The 20,580-nt window shown below is 59.7% G+C and carries 14 protein-coding genes; 12 read left to right on the top strand and 2 right to left on the bottom strand.

All coding sequences use genetic code 11. The annotated features are described in order from the left end of the window. Positions 1-55: 55 nt before the first annotated feature. The gene (locus FN633_RS16545) at positions 56-769 is read right to left on the bottom strand and encodes a TerC family protein (RefSeq protein ID WP_154058471.1); all 714 of its coding nucleotides are present in this window, start codon (positions 767-769) and stop codon (positions 56-58) included. A gap of 63 nt (positions 770-832) precedes the next feature. Further along, positions 833-1,528 carry a DNA mismatch repair endonuclease MutH gene (gene mutH / locus FN633_RS16540; RefSeq protein WP_154058470.1) on the bottom strand — a complete coding sequence of 232 codons (696 nt, stop codon included), beginning with the start codon at positions 1,526-1,528 and terminating at the stop codon, positions 833-835. Between the two features lie 680 nt (positions 1,529-2,208). On the opposite strand from mutH, the gene rppH reads away from it, so the two are divergent. The 12 genes from rppH (at position 2,209) to recD (ending at position 20,544) form a co-directional block, all read left to right on the top strand. Beyond that, positions 2,209-2,739, top strand: coding sequence for an RNA pyrophosphohydrolase (gene rppH / locus FN633_RS16535; RefSeq protein WP_154058469.1), 531 nt, complete (start codon positions 2,209-2,211; stop codon positions 2,737-2,739). Between the two features lie 12 nt (positions 2,740-2,751). Continuing rightward, positions 2,752-4,998 carry a phosphoenolpyruvate--protein phosphotransferase gene (gene ptsP, locus FN633_RS16530; RefSeq protein WP_154058468.1) on the top strand — a complete coding sequence of 749 codons (2,247 nt, stop codon included), beginning with the start codon at positions 2,752-2,754 and terminating at the stop codon, positions 4,996-4,998. Between the two features lie 164 nt (positions 4,999-5,162). Beyond that, positions 5,163-6,038: a prolipoprotein diacylglyceryl transferase gene (gene lgt / locus FN633_RS16525; RefSeq protein WP_154058467.1), complete on the top strand. Its 876-nt coding sequence runs from the start codon at positions 5,163-5,165 to the stop codon at positions 6,036-6,038. A 6-nt stretch (positions 6,039-6,044) separates the two neighbouring features. Continuing rightward, entirely contained in the window at positions 6,045-6,839 is a 795-nt protein-coding gene (thyA, locus tag FN633_RS16520; protein WP_154058466.1) for a thymidylate synthase, read from the top strand. 183 nt (positions 6,840-7,022) lie between these two features. Beyond that, positions 7,023-7,493, top strand: a complete 471-nt coding sequence (locus FN633_RS16515; protein ID WP_154058465.1) for a prepilin peptidase-dependent protein — start codon at positions 7,023-7,025, stop codon at positions 7,491-7,493. Further along, the gene (locus FN633_RS16510; RefSeq protein WP_154058975.1) at positions 7,484-8,047 is read left to right on the top strand and encodes a prepilin peptidase-dependent protein; all 564 of its coding nucleotides are present in this window, start codon (positions 7,484-7,486) and stop codon (positions 8,045-8,047) included. Before FN633_RS16515 ends, FN633_RS16510 begins: the two co-directional genes overlap by 10 nt. Before the next feature lie 12 nt (positions 8,048-8,059). Continuing rightward, the gene (locus FN633_RS16505) at positions 8,060-8,467 is read left to right on the top strand and encodes a DUF2509 family protein (protein WP_154058464.1); all 408 of its coding nucleotides are present in this window, start codon (positions 8,060-8,062) and stop codon (positions 8,465-8,467) included. After that, positions 8,452-8,775 carry a prepilin-type N-terminal cleavage/methylation domain-containing protein gene (locus FN633_RS16500; RefSeq protein ID WP_154058463.1) on the top strand — a complete coding sequence of 108 codons (324 nt, stop codon included), beginning with the start codon at positions 8,452-8,454 and terminating at the stop codon, positions 8,773-8,775. Before FN633_RS16505 ends, FN633_RS16500 begins: the two co-directional genes overlap by 16 nt. A gap of 12 nt (positions 8,776-8,787) precedes the next feature. Beyond that, complete coding sequence (recC, locus tag FN633_RS16495) at positions 8,788-12,156, top strand: exodeoxyribonuclease V subunit gamma (RefSeq protein WP_154058462.1); 3,369 nt, start codon at positions 8,788-8,790, stop codon at positions 12,154-12,156. 116 nt (positions 12,157-12,272) lie between these two features. After that, entirely contained in the window at positions 12,273-15,158 is a 2,886-nt protein-coding gene (gene ptrA / locus FN633_RS16490; RefSeq protein ID WP_154058461.1) for a pitrilysin, read from the top strand. Then, on the top strand, positions 15,155-18,715 hold the full coding sequence (gene recB / locus FN633_RS16485) for an exodeoxyribonuclease V subunit beta (protein ID WP_154058460.1): 3,561 nt from the start codon (positions 15,155-15,157) through the stop codon (positions 18,713-18,715). Before ptrA ends, recB begins: the two co-directional genes overlap by 4 nt. After that, positions 18,712-20,544, top strand: coding sequence for an exodeoxyribonuclease V subunit alpha (gene recD, locus FN633_RS16480; RefSeq protein WP_154058459.1), 1,833 nt, complete (start codon positions 18,712-18,714; stop codon positions 20,542-20,544). Before recB ends, recD begins: the two co-directional genes overlap by 4 nt. The last annotated feature ends 36 nt before the right edge of the window (positions 20,545-20,580 follow it).

Genomic DNA, 20,580 nt, shown 5'->3' with positions numbered 1-20,580 from the left:
AAACGACGCGCCAGGGTAAGTAGCGATGGCTCCCCCGGAGCGGGGGAGCGAGAGATCACAGCGGATTCTTTTTATTGCGCAACAGGTTCAGGGTCTCGACGGCAATCGAGAAGAACATGGCGAAGTAGATGTAACCTTTCGGCACGTGGATGCCAAAACTCTCCAGCATCAGCGTAAAGCCAACCAGGATCAGGAACGACAGCGCCAGCATTTTTACCGATGGGTGTCGATCGACAAACTCGCCGATAGGACGCGCGGCAAACATCATCACTCCGACGGAGATCACCACCGCCGCCATCATAATGAACAGATGATCCGACAGACCCACCGCCGTAATGACCGAGTCGAGGCTAAAGATAATATCCAGCATCATGATCTGCACGATGGCACCGAGGAAAGAGTGAACGTTGGTTTTCAGCCCCTCCTCTTCACCTTCGATCGTTTCATGGATCTCCTTGCTGGCCTTCCAGATCAGGAACAGACCGCCGAGCAGCAGGATCAGATCGCGGGCAGAGACCGCATGATCGAAAACGCTGAACAGCGGGGTCGTCAGCCGGATGACCCAAGAGATTGAGGCCAGCAGCGCCAGACGCATCAGCATTGCGCCTGCCAGACCGATACGCCGGGCATGGTTGCGCTGTGCGGTCGGGAGCTTAGCAACGACCAGAGAGAGGAAAATAATATTGTCGATCCCGAGCACAATCTCCAGCAGCGTCAGCGTACCGAGCGCGAGCCAGGCGTTGGGATCGGTTATCCATGCAAATAACATCGTAAAGTCCTGCCAAAAAATGAAGCGCTAATTATAAGCTTCCGGCAGACAAGGGCAAAAAATTTAATAACCCTGCAACAAAAAATGTCGCGCCAGCAGCGCGCGAGTGAAGTTCTTTTTCAAATAGAAGCCGCGCGGCAGCGTCAGAATCGGCTGGCCATGCTGGCCCACCGCCTCGGTCAGGGCCTTACTGTTCGCCGCCTTTGGCCGAAGTTGTAGCACCTCGCCATGACGGGCGGTAATGCTCTCTACCTGACCCAGCACGATAAGATCCATCAGCTCCTCCCAGTCCATGCGCAACTGCTGCTCTTCCTGCTCGCTGGGACTCCACAGCAACGGCGAGCCAACCCGGCGGCTGGCGACAGGAAGCTCCCGCGAGCCCTCTACCGGGATCCACAGCACCCGCTTCAGCTTGTGACGCACGTGGCTGCTCTCCCATGTGACGCCGCTGTTGCCGGTGAGTGGCGCAACGCAAACGAAGGTTGTCTCCAGCGGACGGCCCAGGCTATCCACCGGAATGGTCTTCAGCTCTACCCCCAGCGCAGCGAAATCTTGCTCAGGCTTGCTGCCCGCGCTCGCCCCTAGCCAGCGCTCCAGCAGCACCCCGGTCCAGCCCTTATCACGCTTGAAGTCTGCCGGAACCGGCAGTCCAGCCAGTGCACCCAACTCGCCAAGGGTCAGCCCGGCCAACCGCTGCGCCTGCTCAAGCAAAGCGCTTTCCGAGTCCGGTGGAGAGGTAAAAGGAGAGAGCGGCAGCATATGTACAACCTCTGGTTAAAAAATGAACAGTAATAGTGCACAGGGGGCAACGCGATAGATTTTTTCCCGCAGCGATAAACAACGCAATGATTTTTAGGATTTTTTTCCCTTGCGCTGTGTTTGTTGCGCAACGGCTCGCAATGTTTTCCAATTCTGGTCACTGACAATGAACAGGATCTTACACCATGTTATCCACAGAAAAGTGGGATAAGTGGGAAAAACCCGCACTACTGTTTCCATTTACAGCCTTGACGTGCGACCAAAATCGAATTTTCGCACAAATTGTGCTTAACTTATTGGCACAAACTGTGGATAAAACCGACTCTGTTCGATCTTTCATCAGTTGTCGGATCGTGCCTGTGATACACATCACATAATGATCCCGATAGCATAAAGATCGGGGTATAACCTAATGAATAGTCCCAAATTATTTTTACGAGTGATAAACTGATTGTCCAGGGCCGTCAGGGTTTTCCCGGAGTAATTCCGTACTTCTGCACAACTCTATCCACAGAAATCGTGAATAAAACCGCCGCCGATGCGCCCATTCTGTTTATAACTCAGGTGATAATTGTGAGTTATTCAAATGTTATTCGGTTATAGCGCATTGAGAGAGTGGTTTACCGTATCTCACGAGTGTGAAACAATCGTTTAATTCAGGTTTATTTTGAGGTAGTCCGGTGATTGATGACGATGGCTACCGCCCAAATGTGGGTATCGTAATCTGTAATCGACAAGGCCAGGTTATGTGGGCCAGGCGCTTCGGTCAGCACTCATGGCAGTTTCCCCAGGGGGGTATCAACCCTGGAGAGTCCCCGGAGCAAGCTATGTACCGAGAGCTGTTCGAAGAGGTGGGGCTGAGCCGTAAGGATGTACGTATTCTTGCTTCGACCCGCAGCTGGTTACGTTACAAGTTACCGAAACGTTTGGTGCGTTGGGACACAAAGCCGGTTTGTATCGGCCAAAAACAGAAGTGGTTTCTTTTGCAATTGATCAGCAACGATGCGGATATCAATATGCAAACCAGCAGTACCCCTGAGTTTGATGGCTGGCGCTGGGTAAGCTACTGGTATCCTGTTCGTCAGGTTGTCTCGTTTAAGCGCGATGTTTATCGTCGGGTGATGAAGGAGTTTGCAGGTGTGGTCATGGCGCTGGCAGAGAGCACCCCAAAGCCACAACACTCTCCTGCCTGGCGACGTAAGAGAGGATAAGCCATACATATCATGCTCACCCGGTTACGAGAAATAGTTGAGAAAGTTGCCAGCGCGCCGCGCCTTAACGAGGCGCTGGATATTCTGGTGACGGACATCTGTCTGGCGATGGATACCGAGGTCTGTTCGGTCTACCTTGCCGATCACGACAGACGCTGCTATTACCTGATGGCGACGCGCGGTTTGAAAAAGCCGCGCGGTCGCACCATCACGCTCGCATTCGATCAGGGTATCGTCGGCCTGGTAGGCAGGCTGGCGGAGCCGATTAACCTCGCCGACGCGCAAAAGCACCCCAGCTTTAAATATATTCCCTCGGTTAAAGAGGAGCGGTTCCGCGCCTTCCTTGGCGTGCCGATTATCCAGCGGCGTCAGCTGCTGGGCGTGCTGGTGGTACAGCAGCGCGAGCTGCGCCAGTTTGATGAGAGCGAAGAGTCATTCCTGGTCACGCTGGCCACCCAGATGGCGGCGATCCTCTCCCAGTCACAGCTTACCGCTCTGTTTGGTCAGTATCGCCAGACGCGTATTCGTGCCCTGCCTGCCGCACCCGGCGTTGCCATTGCCGAAGGGTGGATGGATGCCACGCTGCCGCTGATGGAGCAGGTCTACGAGGCCTCGACGCTGGACACCGCCCTTGAGCGTGAACGACTTACCGGCGCACTGGAAGAAGCCGCCGGCGAGTTTCGTCGCTACAGCAAGCGCTTCTCTGCCGGGCAGCAGAAAGAGACGGCGGCCATCTTCGATCTCTATTCCCACCTGCTGTCAGACGCCCGCCTCAGACGCGAGCTGTTCGACGAGGTCGATCGCGGTTTCGTGGCCGAGTGGGCGGTGAAAAAGGTCATCGGACGCTTTGCCGAACAGTTTGCCGCCCTCTCCGACGGTTATCTCAAAGAGCGTGCTGGCGACTTGCGCACGCTGGGGCAGCGCCTGCTGTTCCACCTCGACGATAGCCTACAGGGCCCCAATACCTGGCCCGAGCGCTTTGTGCTGGTCGCCGACGAGCTCTCCGCTACCACGCTGGCCGAGCTGCCTCACGATCGGCTGGTGGGCGTCGTAGTACGCGACGGCGCGGCCAACTCCCACGCGGCAATCATGGTGCGCGCACTGGGCATCCCGACGGTCATGGGGGCCGATATTCAGCCCTCGGTGCTGCATCGTCGTACGCTGGTGGTGGATGGCTACCGGGGTGAGCTGCTGGTTGATCCTGAGCCGATCCTGCTTCAGGAGTATCAACGTCTCATCACCGAAGAGAACGAGCTAAGCAAGCTCGCGGAGGATGAGGTTAACCTTCCCGCCCAGTTGAAAAGCGGCGATCGGGTTAAGGTGATGCTCAACGCCGGGCTGAGTCCTGCGCATGAGGAGCAGCTTGGCAGCCGTATCGACGGCATTGGCCTCTACCGAACTGAGATCCCGTTTATGCTGCAAAGCGGCTTCCCTTCTGAAGAGGAGCAGGTTGCCCAGTATCAGGGGATGCTGCAGCTCTTTAACGAGAAGCCGGTGACCCTGCGTACGCTGGACGTCGGGGCGGATAAGCAGCTGCCCTATATGCCCATCAGCGAGGAGAACCCCTGCCTTGGCTGGCGTGGGATCCGTATTACGCTCGATCAGCCAGAGATTTTCCTGATTCAGGTGCGGGCCATGCTGCGCGCCAACGCCGCCACCGGCAACCTCAGCATCCTGCTGCCGATGATCACCAGCATTGAAGAGGTGGACGAAGCTCGCCGCCTGATTGAGCGCGCCGGGCGGGAAGTGGAAGAGATGATCGGCTACGCCATCCCCAGACCGCGCATTGGCGTGATGCTGGAAGTCCCTTCCATGGTCTTTATGCTGGCGCATCTGGCCAGCCGGGTCGATTTTATCTCCGTCGGTACCAACGATCTCACCCAGTACCTTCTGGCAGTGGATCGCAACAACACCCGTGTGGCAAGCCTCTACGACAGCCTGCATCCGGCGGTGCTGCGGGCGCTGGCGACTATCGCTCAGGAGACGGAGCGCTATGGCATCGATCTCTGCCTGTGCGGTGAAATGGCGGGCGATCCGATGTGCGTGGCGGTGCTGATCGGTCTTGGTTACCGTCATCTGTCGATGAACGGCCGTTCGGTGGCCCGCGTTAAATATCTGCTGCGTCATATCGACCGCGAGGATGCCGAGACGCTGGCAAACCGTACCCTGGAAGCGCAGTTTACCAGCGAGGTACGCCATCAAGTGGCTGCCTTTATGGAGCGCCGTGGCATGGGTGGCCTGATCCGCGGCGGACGCTAGCGCACCGGCGGCGGGTAAAGGGAAGATACAGATCTTTTACAACTTCGCCCTAATCGCCCGCCTGGCTTATGCTATGATTCCCAGCTTTGGAGCGCCCTGTTAAGCGAGCGCACATCTTAACCGCTGTCGATTTTTGGCGGAATAACAACACTTTGTGGTGACAGATGAATAATGGATATCTGCGTTTTCCCGATTTCGATCCGGTAATTTTCTCTATCGGACCGGTTTCGTTGCACTGGTACGGCATGATGTACCTCGTTGGCTTTATTTTTGCCATGTGGCTGGCTGGCCGCCGCGCAAATCGTCCCGGCAGCGGCTGGACAAAAAACGAAGTGGAAAACCTGCTCTATGCGGGCTTCCTGGGCGTCTTCCTTGGCGGGCGCATCGGCTATGTGCTGTTCTACAACTTCCCGACCTTTATCCAGGATCCGCTCTATCTGTTCCGCGTCTGGGATGGCGGGATGTCCTTCCACGGCGGCCTGGTTGGCGTGATCGTGGTGATGATTATCTTTGCCAAACGCACTAAGCGTACCTTCTTCCAGGTCTCTGACTTTATTGCACCGCTGATCCCGTTTGGGCTGGGTGCAGGGCGACTGGGTAACTTTATCAACGGCGAACTGTGGGGCCGCGTCGATCCAGGCTTCTCGCTGGCAATGCTGTTCCCTAACTCCCGTGCTGAAGATATGGCACTGCTGCCTTCGCACCCGGAGTGGCAGTCTTTTTTTGACACCTATGGCGTACTGCCACGCCACCCTTCACAGCTTTATGAGCTGGCGCTGGAGGGGGTTGTGCTGTTTATCATCCTTAACCTGTTTATCCGTAAGCCGCGCCCGATGGGTGCAGTATCAGGCCTGTTCCTGATCGGCTATGGCGCATTCCGCATTATCGTGGAGTTCTTCCGCCAGCCGGACGCGCAGTTTACCGGCGAGTGGGTGCAGTACATCAGCATGGGCCAGATCCTCTCTATCCCAATGATTATTGCGGGCGCGCTGATGATGGTCTGGGCGTACCGCCGTCGCCCGCAGCAACACGTCTCCTGAGGAATCATGAAACAGTATTTAGAACTGATGCAAAAAGTGCTGGATGAAGGCACACCGAAAAACGACCGTACCGGCACCGGCACGCTTTCCATTTTTGGCCATCAGATGCGCTTTAACCTGCAGGAGGGCTTCCCGCTGGTGACCACCAAGCGCTGCCACCTGCGCTCAATCATTCATGAGCTGCTGTGGTTCCTGCAGGGCGATACCAATATCGCCTACCTGCATGAAAACAACGTCTCTATCTGGGACGAGTGGGCCGACGAGCAGGGTAATCTCGGCCCGGTCTACGGCAAACAGTGGCGCGCATGGCCCACGCCGGACGGCCGCCACATCGACCAGATCGCGACCGTGCTGAACCAGCTGAAGACCGATCCGGATTCCCGACGGATCATCGTCTCCGCCTGGAACGTGGGCGAGCTGGACAAAATGGCGCTGGCCCCATGCCACGCGTTTTTCCAGTTTTACGTGGCGGATGGCAAGCTCTCCTGCCAGCTCTACCAGCGCTCCTGCGATGTCTTCCTCGGCCTGCCGTTTAATATCGCCAGCTATGCGCTGCTGGTGCATATGATGGCGCAGCAGTGCGACCTGGAGGTAGGTGACTTCGTCTGGACCGGCGGCGATACCCATCTCTACAGCAACCACATGGAGCAGACGCACCTGCAGCTGAGCCGTGAGCCGCGCGCGCTGCCGAAGCTTGTTATCAAGCGTAAGCCGGCGTCGCTGTTTGACTACCGCTTCGACGACTTTGAGATCGAAGGCTACGATCCGCACCCCGGCATCAAAGCCCCGGTCGCTATCTGATAATCAGAGCCTGCCACAGCCGGCGCGTTACTGCGCCGGTTTTTTTCCCCTTTTACCCCATTCTGCGACCCGCTTTCCCGCTGTGATGTAACCCTCTGCAATCCCCGATATTTTTCCCGTAGCGCCTCGTAAAAGCGAGCATCTCACCTCGCATGCATCGCGCATCAGGCGCAGAGTACGGCCATGAAAAAAGAGCAGGGTTACACCCTTATAGAGATCGCGGTGGCGACGATCGTTATGGTGATCCTTGGCGCATCGGGGCTGTACGGCTGGCAGAGTTATCAGGCGCACCAGCGTCTGTGGCAAACCGCCTGGCAGGTGCGTGACTATCTGGAGTTGCTGCGGGACGACGCCAATTGGCACAACCGGGATCGCAAGGTACAGGTGAGGCAGGAGAGCGGCCGCTGGTGCCTGCTGGCGTCAGCTGATGCGCAGGCAACGTGCGGCGCGGATAATCCCTTTGCGCTGCGTCCGCTCTGGCCTGAGGTGGCGCTGGTGGATATCACCCCCTCGCTCGGCTTTTATGGGCTGCGCAATACGGCATGGGCTGGACATATCACGCTGCGCAGCGAGGCGGGGGAGTGGCAAATCATTGTATCGAACTGGGGGCGGATAAGAGTATGCCAGCGTACAGACAGCGGATCATGCAGCTGACCGAAGGTGGTTTCTCCCTGCTGGAGGTGCTCATCGCGATGACCATCGGCAGCGTACTTCTGCTCAGCGCCGCCCGCTTTTTACCTGCGCTGCAAGCGGCGATGCTCCATCAGACCCGGCAGCAAGCGCTGGAAGAGGCAGTTTGGCAGCATCTCTTCACGCTGGGAAAGCATCTTCAGCGGGCTGGCTACTGCCGGGGAGAGTGCAGCGGAGAGCCGCTGGTGATGGGGCGGCAGGGAACCTGCGTTATTGTGCAGTGGGATGCCAACAGCAATGGTCGATGGGAGCACTCGCCCCTCGGCGAGGCCGAGCAGACCGGCTTTCGCTTGCAGAGCGGCGTACTGGAGATGCGGCAGGGGGCAGAGAGCTGCGAAGAGAAAGGGTGGGATAAAATCACCGATCCCGCCACGATCAGCGTCCAGCGCTTCACCGTGCTTCGTCAGCCGCAGGGCATTTTAGCCCCCATGCTGACGGTCACGCTGGCGGCGGCTCCCCTTAACCATCCCGAGGAAGCCATTAGCGCGACGTACAGCGTGGCGGGGTACAATTTATGAAAAGTGAAATCTGTGAGAGACGAAAGAGGAATATCATCCCTGGCGCTGGTGCTCCTGCTGCTGGTGCTGGGTAGCCTGATGCTTAACGGTTTAAACCAGCGCCAGCGCACCCATACGCAGCGCATTACCAGCGAAAGCCGTGCAATGCGCAATTTGGCCGATGCCCACTCGGCGCTGGAGTGGGGGCGAATGCAGGCCTGGCAGATGCAGCCTGCCGTGCAGTGCCGGGAGCATCACCGCCAGCCGTGGCGGGTCTGCCTGCGCATTTTTGCCGACCGGACGCTGCTGCTGATCGCCGCCAGCGGGAGCGAAACCCTGTGGCGCAGCGGTGCGTTAGGCGAGAGCGGCGTGACGTTTTCGCCCCACGGCTGGAGCGATTTTTGCCCTCTCAAGGAGACACGCCAGTGTCAGATGCCGTAGCCCGCCAGAGGGGCTTTAGCCTGCCGGAAACGTTGCTGGCAATGGTGCTGCTGGTCATGGTTGTCACGGCGCTGACAGGGTATCATCGCGTGCTGCTGGAGGGCTTCACCGCCTGGAGCCACTATCGCTATCTGTGGCGCTACGGCTGGCAGCAGGCGCAGCCCCGGCCCGCGCCGCTACCGCCGGGCTGGCAGGTCAGGCGGATACAGACAACGGACGCCGGATGTGTCAGCATCAGCGTAACCATCACCTCGCCGGTGGGCAGGCAGGGGAAGATGACGCGGTTATATTGCCCAGTTTATGAGTAGTCAGGAGCGTTTATGTTAAGGGTCTATCACTCCAATCGTCTGGATGTGTTGGAAGCGTTGATGGAGTTTATCGTTGAGCGCGAACGGCTCGACGATCCCTTTGAGGCCGAAATGGTGCTGGTACAGAGTACCGGCATGGCGCAATGGCTACAGATGACGCTGTCGCAAAAGTTTGGCATCGCTGCCAATATCGACTTCCCGCTCCCGGCGAGCTTTATCTGGGATATGTTTGTCCGCGTGCTGCCGGACATCCCGAAAGAGAGCGCCTTTAATAAACAGAGCATGAGCTGGAAGCTGATGACCCTGCTGCCGCAGATGCTGGAGCAGGAGGCGTTCACCATGCTTCGCCACTACCTCAACGACGATGATGACAAGCGCAAGCTGTTCCAGCTCTCGTCTCGGGTAGCGGATCTCTACGATCAGTATCTGGTCTTTCGCCCGGAGTGGCTGACCCGTTGGGAAGAGGGCGGCCTGATCGACGGCCTCGGTGAAGCGCAGATCTGGCAGGCACCGCTCTGGCGGGCGCTAGTGGAGCACACCGCAGCGCTGGGGCAGCCGCACTGGCACCGCGCCAACCTCTATCAGCGTTTTATCAACGTGCTGGAGTCTGCGACAACGCCGCCTGCCGGGCTGCCTTCCCGGGTGTTCATCTGCGGTATTTCGGCCCTGCCGCCGGTCTATCTCCAGGCATTGCAGGCGCTGGGCAAGCATGTGGATATTCACCTGCTGTTTACCAATCCCTGCCGCTACTACTGGGGCGATATCAAAGATCCGGCGTTTCTCTCCCGGCTTATTGCCCGCCAGCGTAAACACCACCTTGATGCCCATCCGGTGGCCCTGTTCCGTGAAGATCAGCCGGTAGAGGGCCTGTTTAACAGCGAAGGCGAGCAGGAGGTGGGTAACCCGCTGCTGGCCTCGTGGGGCAAGCTGGGGCGCGACTACATCTATCTGCTGGCAGGGATGGATCGCTACGACGATCTCGATGCCTTCGTTGATATTACGCCCGGCGCGCTGCTGCAAAACCTGCAGTATGACATTCTGGAGCTGAAAAACAGCGCCGTCGCTGGCGTGACGGCCCAGGAGTATGAGCGCAGCGACGCCAAGCGCAAGCTGGAGCGGGAGGACCGCAGCGTGGCGGTACACGTCTGTCATAGCCCGCAGCGGGAGGTCGAGGTGCTGCACGATCGCCTGCTGGCGATGCTGGAAGACGATCCAGATCTCTCCCCGCGCGACATCATTGTGATGGTGGCGGATATCGACAGCTACAGCCCCTTTATCCAGGCGGTATTTGGCAGCGCCAGCGGGGAGCGCTATCTGCCCTATGCTATCTCCGACCGCCGCGCCCGTCAGTCGCACCCGGCATTACAGGCTTTTATCAGCCTGCTTTCGCTGCCGGACAGCCGCTTCCAGTCGGAGGATGTGCTGGCCCTGCTGGACGTGCCGGTGCTCGCCGCACGGTTTAACATCGATGAAGAGGGGCTGCGCTATCTCCGCCAGTGGGTCAACGAGTCCGGCGTACGCTGGGGCATGGATGACGACAATGTGCGCGAGCTGGCGCTGCCTGCGACCGGGCAGCACACCTGGCAGTTTGGCCTGACGCGTATGCTGCTTGGCTATGCAATGGAGAGCCGTCAGGGTGAGTGGCAGTCGGTGCTGCCCTACGATGAGTCCAGCGGCCTGATTGCCGAGCTGGTGGGCCATCTGGCCTCGCTGCTGATGCAGCTCAGACTGTGGCGCAAAGGGCTGGCTCAGGATCGCCCGCTGGCCGAGTGGCTACCGGTCTGCCGCGACATGCTCAATGATTTCTTCCTGCCGGATCCTGATACCGAAGCTGCGCTGGCGCTGATTGAACAGCAGTGGCAGGCGGTCATCACCCAGGGCGTCGGCGCACACTATGACGAGGCGGTGCCGCTCTCGCTGCTGCGCGACGAGCTGGCGCAGAGGCTCGATCAGGAGCGCATTAGCCAGCGCTTCCTCGCCGGGCCTATCAATATCTGTACCCTGATGCCGATGCGCTCGATCCCCTTTAAGGTCGTTTGCCTGCTGGGGATGAACGATGGCGTCTATCCGCGTGCGCTGGCCCCGCTCGGCTTTGATTTGATGAGCCAGAAACCGATGCGCGGCGACCGTAGCCGCCGGGACGATGACCGCTACCTCTTCCTGGAGGCGCTTATCTCCGCGCAGCAGAAGCTCTACATTAGCTATATCGGGCGCTCGATTCAGGATAACAGCGAACGGTTCCCGTCGGTGCTGGTACAGGAGCTGGTGGACTATATCGGGCAGAGCCACTATCTGCCCGGCGATGAGGCGCTCACCTGCGACGAAAGCGCACGACGGGTAGTGGATCATATTACTCACCTGCATACGCGAATGCCGTTCGATGCAGAAAATTTTATTGCTGATGAGCTGCAAAGCTACGCCCGGGAGTGGTTGCCCGCCGCCAGCCAGCAGGGGGTGGCTCATGCCACCTTTATTCAGGAGCTGGACGATGAGCCGCTGGAGACGCTGGCGTTTGAGCAGCTGCAGCGCTTCTGGGCGCATCCGGTACGCGCTTTCTTCCAGATGCGTCTGAAGGTTAACTTCCGCCCCGAAGCGAGCGATATTCCCGATGCCGAGCCGTTTATCATTGATGGCCTGGACCGCTACCAGCTCAACCAGGCGCTGCTCAACACCCTGGTAGAGGAGGAGGACGTCGAGAAACTCTTCCGTCAGTACCGTGCGGCAGGCCAGCTTCCCTACGGTGCATTTGGTGAGATTGTCTGGGAGAGTCAGCATCAGGAGATGCAGCAGCTGGCATCGCGGGTTCACGAGCACCGCAAGCCAGCCGAGAGCATGGAGATCGAGCTTGACTGCGGCAAGGTACACCTGACCGGCTGGCTACAGCACGTGCAGGAGGATGGCTTGCTGCGCTGGCGTCCTTCGATGCTGAAGGTTTCACAGGGGCTGCAACTTTGGCTAGAACATCTTGTCTACTGTGCCAGCGGCGGAACGGGAGAGAGTCGGCTGTTTGTCCGCAACGATAAAGCCTGGCAATTCCCACCTCTCAAGCAGGATGAGGCCCTGAAGTACCTTGAAGAGCTGGTCGAGGGCTACCGGGAGGGGATGAAAAAACCGCTGCTGCTGCTGCCCGAAAGCGGTGGCGCATGGATAAAAGCCTGTTATGACGCGACAAATGATGCGATGTTAAAAGACGAGGAGACGCTCGCTAAGGCACGGAGCAAATTCCTGCAGGCTTATGAAGGCAATATGGTGGTCAGCGGCGAGGGGGAGGACGTATGGTACCAGCGCCTGTGGCGTACCCTTGAACCTGAAAACTATGCCGAGATAGTTAAGCAGGCAGAGCGTTACTTACTGCCGCTCTTTCGCTTTAGTCAGTCCTGATGAAGTGTGTAAAAATTGCGCAGTGGAAGGGCTTCCATTATGATGCGCAGCGAATCACGGACTGATTGGATATGCCGGTACTGCCGGCACTGGTTTGTTAATGATGAGGTTCGTGAATGCCCAGCAGCACCTGGTTCAAAGCGTTAGTCTTATTTGTCGCCTTCTGGGCACCGTTAAGTCAGGCAGACACCGGTTGGCAACCCGTTCAGGAAACCATTCGTAAAAGTGATAAGGACACCCGTCAATATCAGGCTATTCGCCTCGATAATGGCATGGTGGTTCTCTTGGTTAACGATCCGCAGGCGGTGAAATCGCTCTCCGCACTGGTGGTGCCCGTTGGCTCGCTGCAGGATCCGGAGGCGCATCCCGGCCTGGCGCACTATCTTGAACACATGACCCTGATGGGCTCCACCCACTATCCCCAGCCGGACAGCCTTGCTGAATTTTTAAAGCTGCATGGCGGCAGCCACAATGCCAGCACCGCACCCTACCGTACCGCGTTCTATCTGGAAGTTGAAAACGACGCGCTGGAAGGGGCCGTGGATCGGCTGGCAGATGCCATCGCCTCGCCGCTGCTTGATAAAAAGTATGCCGAACGCGAGCGTAACGCGGTCAACGCCGAGCTGACGCTGGCCCGCTCCCGGGACGGGATGCGCATGGCCCAGGTGAGCGCCGAAACCATCAATCCGGCACATCCCGCTGCACGCTTCTCTGGCGGTAACCTGGAGACCCTGAGCGACAAGCCGGGCAGCCCGGTGCAGGAGGCGCTGCTGGCCTTCCGCGACAAATACTATTCGGCGAACCTGATGAAGGCGGTAGTCTACAGCAATCGTCCGCTGCCGGAGCTGGCCGCCATCGCGGCGAAAACCTTTGGCCGCGTGCCGAACAAAGCGCTGGAGCTGCCGAAAGTTGACGTGCCGGTGGTGACCGACGCGCAGAAAGGGCTGATCCTCCACTATGTGCCGGTGATGCCGCGCAAGGTGGTGCGGGTTGAGTTCCGCATCGATAACAATACGTCGCAGTTCCGCAGTAAAACCGACGAGCTGATCACCTATCTGATTGGTAACCGCAGTCCGGGCACGCTCTCTGACTGGTTACAGCAGCAGGGTCTGGCCGAAGGGATCCGCGCCGACTCTGACCCCATCGTTAACGGCAATAGCGGCGTGCTGGCGATATCCGCGACCTTGACCGACAAGGGGCTGGCACACCGTGATGAGGTGGTTGCAGCTATTTTTAGCTATCTCCAGCTTCTGCGTGAGAAGGGCGTGGACAAGCGCTACTTTGACGAGCTGTCCCACGTGCTGGATCTCGACTTCCGTTATCCCTCAATTACCCGGGATATGGACTACGTCGAGTGGCTGGCGGATACCATGATCCGCGTGCCGGTTGAGCACACCCTCGACGCGGTAAACATTGCTGACCAGTTTGATGCCGAGGCCGTTAAGGCGCGTCTGGCGATGATGACGCCGCATAACGCCCGCATCTGGTACATCAGCCCGCAGGAGCCGCACAATAAAACCGCCTATTTTGTCGACGCGCCTTATCAGGTCGATAAGATTAGCGACCAGACTTTCGCCGACTGGCAGCAGAAATCCAACGCCATCGCACTGTCGCTGCCGGAGCTGAACCCCTATATTCCGGATGATTTCACGCTGCAAAAGCCAGCGAAAAATTACACCCATCCCGAGTTGATTGTGGACGATCCCACCCTGCGCGTGGTTTACATGCCGAGCCGCTACTTTGCCAGCGAGCCAAAGGCTGACGTTAGCGTGGTGCTGCGCAATCCGCTGGCGATGGACAGCGCTAAAAACCAGGTGATGTTCGCCCTGAATGACTATCTGGCCGGGCTCGCCCTGGATCAGCTCAGCAACCAGGCCGCCGTTGGCGGGATTAGCTTCTCCACGAATGCCAATAACGGCCTGATGCTCAATGCTAACGGCTATACCCAGCATCTGCCGCAGCTTTTCAAAGACCTGCTGGCGGGCTACTTCAGCTATACGCCAACCGAGGACCAGCTGGCGCAGGCGAAATCCTGGTATGCGCAGATGATGGACTCCGCCGAGAAGGGCAAAGCCTACGAGCAGGCGATCATGCCGGCGCAGATGCTTTCTCAGGTTCCCTACTTCCAGCGTGAAGAGCGCCGGGCGCTGCTGCCGGAGATCACCCTGAAAGATGTGATCGCCTACCGCGATCGGCTGAAAAGCAACGCCCGTCCGGAGTTCTTAATCGTCGGCAATATGAGCGAGACGCAGGCGAAAGACCTGGCCCACCAGGTGCAGGATCAGCTTGCGGCGAAGGGAAACCAGTGGTGCCGCAACCGCGACGTGCTGGTGGACAAAAAGCAGGGAATAATCTTTGAAAAAGCGGGCAGCACCAGTGACTCGGCGCTGGCCGCCGTGTTTGTCCCACCGGGCTATGACGAGTACCGCAGCTCGGCCTACAGCGCGATGCTGGGGCAAATCATCCAGCCGTGGTTCTACAACCAGCTGCGTACCGAAGAGCAGCTCGGCTATGCGGTGTTTGCCTTCCCGATGAGCGTTGGCCGCCAGTGGGGACTGGGCTTCCTGCTTCAGAGCAGCGACAAGCAGCCGTCGGCGCTGTGGGCGCGCTACCAGGCCTTCTTCCCAACGGCGGAAGAGCGGCTGCGCAAAATGAGCGCGGAAGAGTTTGCCCAGATCCAGCAGGCGGTGATCGCCCAGGTCACTCAGGCCCCGCAAACGCTGGGGGAAGAGGCGACGCAGATCAGCAAAGATTTCGATCGGGGTAATATGCGCTTTGATTCCCGTGATAAAGTTGTCGCTGAGATTAAACAGCTGACGCCGCAGAAGCTTGCCGACTTCTTCCACCAGGCGGTGGTAGAGCCGCAGGGGATGGCGATCCTGTCCCAGGTCTCCGGCACACCAAGTGATAAATCCGGGTATGTACACCCTGAAGGCTGGAAGGTATGGGACAACGTCAGCGCGCTGCAGCGCACGCTGCCCCTGATAAGTGAGAAACAATGAGTAACCCCGCTGAGACTTTAGACCCCCTGCGCCTACCCTTACGCGGTGAGCGCCTGATTGAAGCCTCTGCGGGCACCGGGAAAACCTACACCATCGCCGCCCTCTACCTGCGCCTGCTGCTGGGCCTGGGCGGCGAGAGCGCCTTTTCGCGTCCGCTTACCGTGGAAGAGCTGCTGGTGGTGACCTTTACCGAAGCCGCCACCGAAGAGCTGCGTGGCCGTATCCGCAGCAACATTCACGAGCTGCGCATCGCCTGCCTGCGTGAAAGCAGCGCCGATCCGCTCTATGCCCGCCTGCTTGACGATATTCCCGATAAGCAGCAGGCGGCGAGCTGGCTGATGCTGGCCGAGCGGCAGATGGATGAGGCCGCGGTCTTTACCATTCACGGCTTCTGTCAGCGTATGCTGAGCCTCAACGCCTTTGAGTCCGGCATGCTTTTCCAGCAGCAGCTGATTGAAGATGAGTCCCTGCTGCGCGCGCAGGCCTGCGCGGACTTCTGGCGTCGCCACTGTTATCCGCTGCCTCGCGACATTGCCGAGGTGATCCATGCCTCGTGGAAGGGGCCGCTGGAGCTGCTGAACGCAATTAACCGCTATCTGCAGGGAGAGGCACCGGTAATCAAATCCCCGCCGCCTGCGGATGAGACCCTGGCCTCGCGCCATGCGAAAATCATCGCCCGTATTAATGCTATCAAGCAGCAGTGGCTTGCGGCGGTAGCGGAGCTCGATCCCCTGATTGAAAATTCAGGCATTGACCGACGCAAGTTTAACCGGGGTAACCAGGGCAAGTGGATCGAGAAGATCAGCGCCTGGGCGCAGGAGGAGACCCGCAGCTACCTGCTGCCAGACGCGCTGGAGAAGTTCGCCCAATCCTTTTTAACCTCGCGCACCAAGGCGGGCGGCGTTGTGCCGGAGCACCCGCTGTTTGTCGCCATTGAGGGCCTGCTGGCCGAGCCGCTTACCCTCAGCGATCTGGTGCTGACCACCGCCATGCGGGAGATCCGCGAGGCGGTGGCGCGGGAGAAGCGCCGTCGCGGCGAGCTGGGCTTTGATGACATGCTGAGCCGTCTCGACCAGGCGTTGAACAGTGAAAACGGCGAGGCGCTGGCGACCGCGATCCGCCAGCGTTTTCCGGTGGCGATGATCGATGAGTTTCAGGATACCGATCCCCAGCAGTACCGTATTTTCCGCCGCATCTGGCGACAGCAGCCGGATACCGCGCTGCTGCTGATTGGCGATCCCAAGCAGGCGATCTACGCCTTTCGCGGCGCGGACATCTTCACCTACATGAAAGCACGTGGGGAAGTTAGCGCTCACTATACGCTCGATACCAACTGGCGTTCCGCACCGGGCATGGTCAATAGCGTGAATACCCTGTTTAGCCAGATGGACAACGCCTTTATGTTCCGCGAGATCCCCTTCATGCCAGTGAAGGCGGCGGAAAGAAACCAGCCTCTGCGCTTTGAGCTGAACGGTGAAACCCAGCCCGCCATGAACCTGTGGCTGATGGAGGGCGATGGCGTCGGCATTGGGGACTACCAGACCTTTATGGCCCAACTCTGCGCGGCGCAGATCCGCGACTGGCTGGTGGCGGGTCAGCAGGGGAGCGCCCTGCTGCATGACGGCAAGCGTTCCCGGCCGGTGCAGGCTTCTGACATAACCGTCCTGGTACGCAGCCGCCATGAAGCAGCGCTGATCCGTGACGCCCTGACGCTGCTGAACATCCCTTCGGTGTATCTCTCCAACCGCGACAGCGTCTTTGAGACGCCGGAAGCGCAGGAGCTGCTGTGGCTCATCCAGGCAGTGCTGACGCCCGAGCGGGAGAGCACCCTGCGCAGCGCCCTGGCGACAGGGATGCTCGGTCTGACCGCCCAGGATATTGAGCAGCTCAATAAGGATGAAGAGGCCTGGGATCGGGTAGTTGAGGAGTTTGACGGCTACCGCCAGACGTGGCAAAAGCGCGGCGTGATGCCGATGCTACGCACCCTGATGGCCCAGCGCAATATTGCGGAAAACCTGCTGGCGACCTCCGGTGGCGAGCGGCGGCTAACCGATATTCTGCATATCAGTGAGCTGTTACAGGAGGCGGGAGCGCATACCGAGAGCGAGCATGCGCTGGTGCGCTGGCTGGCGCAGCATATCGCCGAGCCGGACAGCAACGCCGCCAGCCAGCAGCTCAGGCTGGAGAGCGACAAGCACCTGGTGCAGATCGTCACCATCCATAAAGCGAAAGGGCTGGAGTATCCGCTGGTCTGGCTGCCGTTTATCGCCAACTACCGGGCGCAGGATCAGGCTTTCTATCACGACCGCACCTCCTTTGAGGCGGTGCTGGATCTTAGCCAGGCCGACGAGAGCATTGAGTTAGCCGAGGCGGAGCGGCTGGCGGAGGATCTGCGTCTGCTCTACGTGGCGCTGACGCGCTCCGTATGGCACTGTAGCCTTGGCGTTGCGCCGCTGTTCCGCCGTCGCGGAGAGAAGAGCGGCGAGAGCGATTTCCACCATAGCGCGCTGGGCAGGCTGATCCAGCAGGGCGAGCCGCGCGATGCCGCAGGCTTACGCCACTGCCTGGAGGCGCTATGCAGCGACGATATCGTGCTGAGCATTCCCGGCACGCCGGATAATTCGCGTTGGGAGTACACCCTCTCCCTGCCGCCATCGCTGCGCGCCCGACACATTGACCGTCCTATTCTCGACGACTGGCGGGTAACCAGCTACTCTGGCCTGCAGCAGCGCGGGCACGGTATCGCCCAGGATCTGCTCCCGCGGCTGGACGTTGACGCCGCAGGTGAACGCCAGGCGGACGAGGCTCCGGCCTTAACGCCGCACGCGTTCCCGCGCGGGGCGTCGCCGGGCACCTTCTTACACGGTCTGTTTGAAGATATCGATTTCACCCAGCCGGTGACCGAGGAGTGGGTGAGCGAACATCTGCAGGCGGGCGGTTTTGACGAGCAGTGGCAGCCGATGCTGCTGGCATGGATCAACGCCGTTCTGCATGCACCGCTTATTGAATCCGGGTTGTCGTTAAGCCAGCTTACCGAGAAAGATAAGCAGGTGGAGATGGAGTTCTATATTCCGATTGCCCAGACCCTGACCTCAGATAAGCTGGATGCGGCGATCCGTCGCTACGATCCGCTCTCAGCGGGCTGTTCGCCACTGGATTTCCGCGACGTGCGCGGCATGCTCAAGGGCTTTATCGACCTGGTTTTCCGCCACAACGGGCGCTTCTACCTGCTGGACTACAAGTCTAACTGGCTGGGCGAGAGCAGCGAAGCCTATACCCGAGAGGCGATGGCGGCTGCCATGCAGTCGCACCGCTACGACTTACAGTATCAACTTTATACTCTGGCGCTACACCGCTATCTTCGCCACCGCATTGCGGACTACGATTATGAGCGCCACTTTGGCGGCGTGATCTACCTGTTCCTTCGCGGTGTCGATGCGCAAAACAGCGAGCAGGGCATCTATACCACCCGCCCCGATGTACGTCTGATTAGCGAGATGGATGCCCTGTTTAGCGGTGAAGAGGCCAGTGAAGACTATCAGGAGACCGCACAGTGACGATGCAAACTCTGCTTATAGAGGCGCTGGCTCAGAAGCTGTTTCGCCCGTTGGACGTCCAGTTTGCCCTGACCGTGGCCGGACGCGACGAGCCAGCGGTAACCCTGGCGGCGGCGATACTCAGCCGCGACGCGGGGGAGGGCCATGTCTGTCTGCCCCTCTCCCGGCTGGCGGCTGAGGCCGAAGATAAGAGCCATGCACTGCTGACGGCGCTGTTTGCCGAGGCCGGTGCGCCCTGCGACTGGGCTGGGATCCTACAGCGATCCGACGCCGTCAGCGACGGTCATGCCCCTGCGCCGATGGTGCTGGCCGGGGATCGCCTCTACCTTAACCGTATGTGGTGCAACGAGCTGACCGTAGCGAGTTTCTTTAGCGAGGTTAACCAGCCGCTGAGCGTGGATGAAGACCAGCTGCGTCAGATCCTGGACGGGCTTTTCCCGCCAACGGAGGAGATCAACTGGCAGAAGGTGGCGGCAGCAGTGGCGCTGACCCGGCGGATCTCGGTGATCTCCGGCGGACCCGGCACCGGAAAAACCACCACGGTGGCGAAGCTGCTGGCGGCGCTGGTACAGATGGCGAACGGCGGCCGCTGCCGCATCCATCTGGCGGCCCCGACCGGGAAAGCCGCGGCGCGTCTGACGGAGTCGCTGGGGGCCGCCCTGCGGCAGCTGGCATTAACCGACGATCAGAAAAAGCGCCTGCCGGTGGAGGCCAGCACGCTGCACCGCCTGCTGGGTGCTCAGCCCGGCAGCCAGCGCCTGCACTATCACGCCGGGAATCCGCTGCACCTTGATGTGCTGGTGGTGGATGAAGCGTCGATGATTGACCTGCCGATGATGTCGCGGCTGATTGATGCGCTGCCCGCCCATGGGCGAGTGATTTTCTTAGGCGACCGCGATCAGCTGGCCTCGGTAGAGGCGGGAGCGGTGCTGGGGGATATCTGTGCGTGGGTTAACGCGGGCTTTACCCCGGCGCGGGCGGAGCAGCTCTCCCGCCTGACCGGCATGGCGGTTCCCGGTGGCGAGCCGGGCGGGGCAGGCGCATTGCGCGACAGCCTCTGCCTGCTGCAAACCAGCTACCGCTTCGGCAGCAACTCTGGCATTGGTCAGCTGGCGGCGGCGGTAAACCGGGGCGATAAGAAGAGTACCCGCTCGGTATTTAGCCAGGGCTTTAGCGACATTGAGCACAAGCCTCTCCAGGCTCGTGACGATTATCAGGCACTGTTAGACGATGCGCTGGCAGGCTACGCTCGCTATCTGCAGCTGGTGCGGGATGAGGCGGAGCCGAAGGCGATCCTCGCGGCGTTCAGCGAGTATCAGCTACTCTGCGCCCTGCGCGAGGGACCGTTTGGCGTAGCAGGCCTCAACGAGCGGCTGGAGCAAACTCTGGCGAACCAGCGGCGGATCGGCCGGACGCCACACTCGCGCTGGTTTGATGGACGCCCGGTGATGATCTCTCGCAACGACAGCGCGCTGGGGCTGTTTAACGGCGATATCGGCGTGGCGCTGAACCGGGGGCAGGGGACGCGCGTCTGGTTCCCGCTGCCGGACGGCAGCATCAAATCGGTGCAGCCCAGCCGTCTGCCGGAGCACGAAACGGCCTGGGCAATGACGGTGCATAAATCGCAGGGCTCGGAGTTTGACCACGCCGCGCTGATCCTGCCTGGGCAGATGGTGCCGGTGGTGACTCGGGAGCTGGTCTATACCGCGATCACCCGCGCCCGCCGTCGCCTGTCGCTCTATGCCGACGAGCGTATTCTGGTGCAGGCCATTGCCACCCGTACCGAACGACGCAGCGGCCTTGGCGAGATTTTTGCCCAGGTCAAATAGCGACATCCCTACCCGGCCGGGTAGGGAAGAACGTGC

The organism is Pseudescherichia vulneris, from assembly GCF_902164725.1.
GTDB classification, from domain to species: Bacteria; Pseudomonadota; Gammaproteobacteria; order Enterobacterales; family Enterobacteriaceae; genus Pseudescherichia; species Pseudescherichia vulneris.
Note: the sequence above shows the minus strand (reverse complement) of the source record. Positions and strands in the feature narration are given on the sequence as shown.

Excerpts from the sequence above, each read along its gene's own strand:
- FN633_RS16545 (WP_154058471.1), bottom strand. The coding sequence starts at position 769 with ATGTTATTTGCATGGATAACCGATCCCAACGCCTGGCTCGCGCTCGGT.
- mutH (WP_154058470.1), bottom strand. The coding sequence starts at position 1,528 with ATGCTGCCGCTCTCTCCTTTTACCTCTCCACCGGACTCGGAAAGCGCT.
- ptsP (WP_154058468.1), top strand. The coding sequence starts at position 2,752 with ATGCTCACCCGGTTACGAGAAATAGTTGAGAAAGTTGCCAGCGCGCCG.
- lgt (WP_154058467.1), top strand. The coding sequence starts at position 5,163 with ATGAATAATGGATATCTGCGTTTTCCCGATTTCGATCCGGTAATTTTC.
- thyA (WP_154058466.1), top strand. The coding sequence starts at position 6,045 with ATGAAACAGTATTTAGAACTGATGCAAAAAGTGCTGGATGAAGGCACA.
- FN633_RS16515 (WP_154058465.1), top strand. The coding sequence starts at position 7,023 with ATGAAAAAAGAGCAGGGTTACACCCTTATAGAGATCGCGGTGGCGACG.
- FN633_RS16510 (WP_154058975.1), top strand. The coding sequence starts at position 7,484 with ATGCAGCTGACCGAAGGTGGTTTCTCCCTGCTGGAGGTGCTCATCGCG.
- recC (WP_154058462.1), top strand. The coding sequence starts at position 8,788 with ATGTTAAGGGTCTATCACTCCAATCGTCTGGATGTGTTGGAAGCGTTG.
- ptrA (WP_154058461.1), top strand. The coding sequence starts at position 12,273 with ATGCCCAGCAGCACCTGGTTCAAAGCGTTAGTCTTATTTGTCGCCTTC.
- recB (WP_154058460.1), top strand. The coding sequence starts at position 15,155 with ATGAGTAACCCCGCTGAGACTTTAGACCCCCTGCGCCTACCCTTACGC.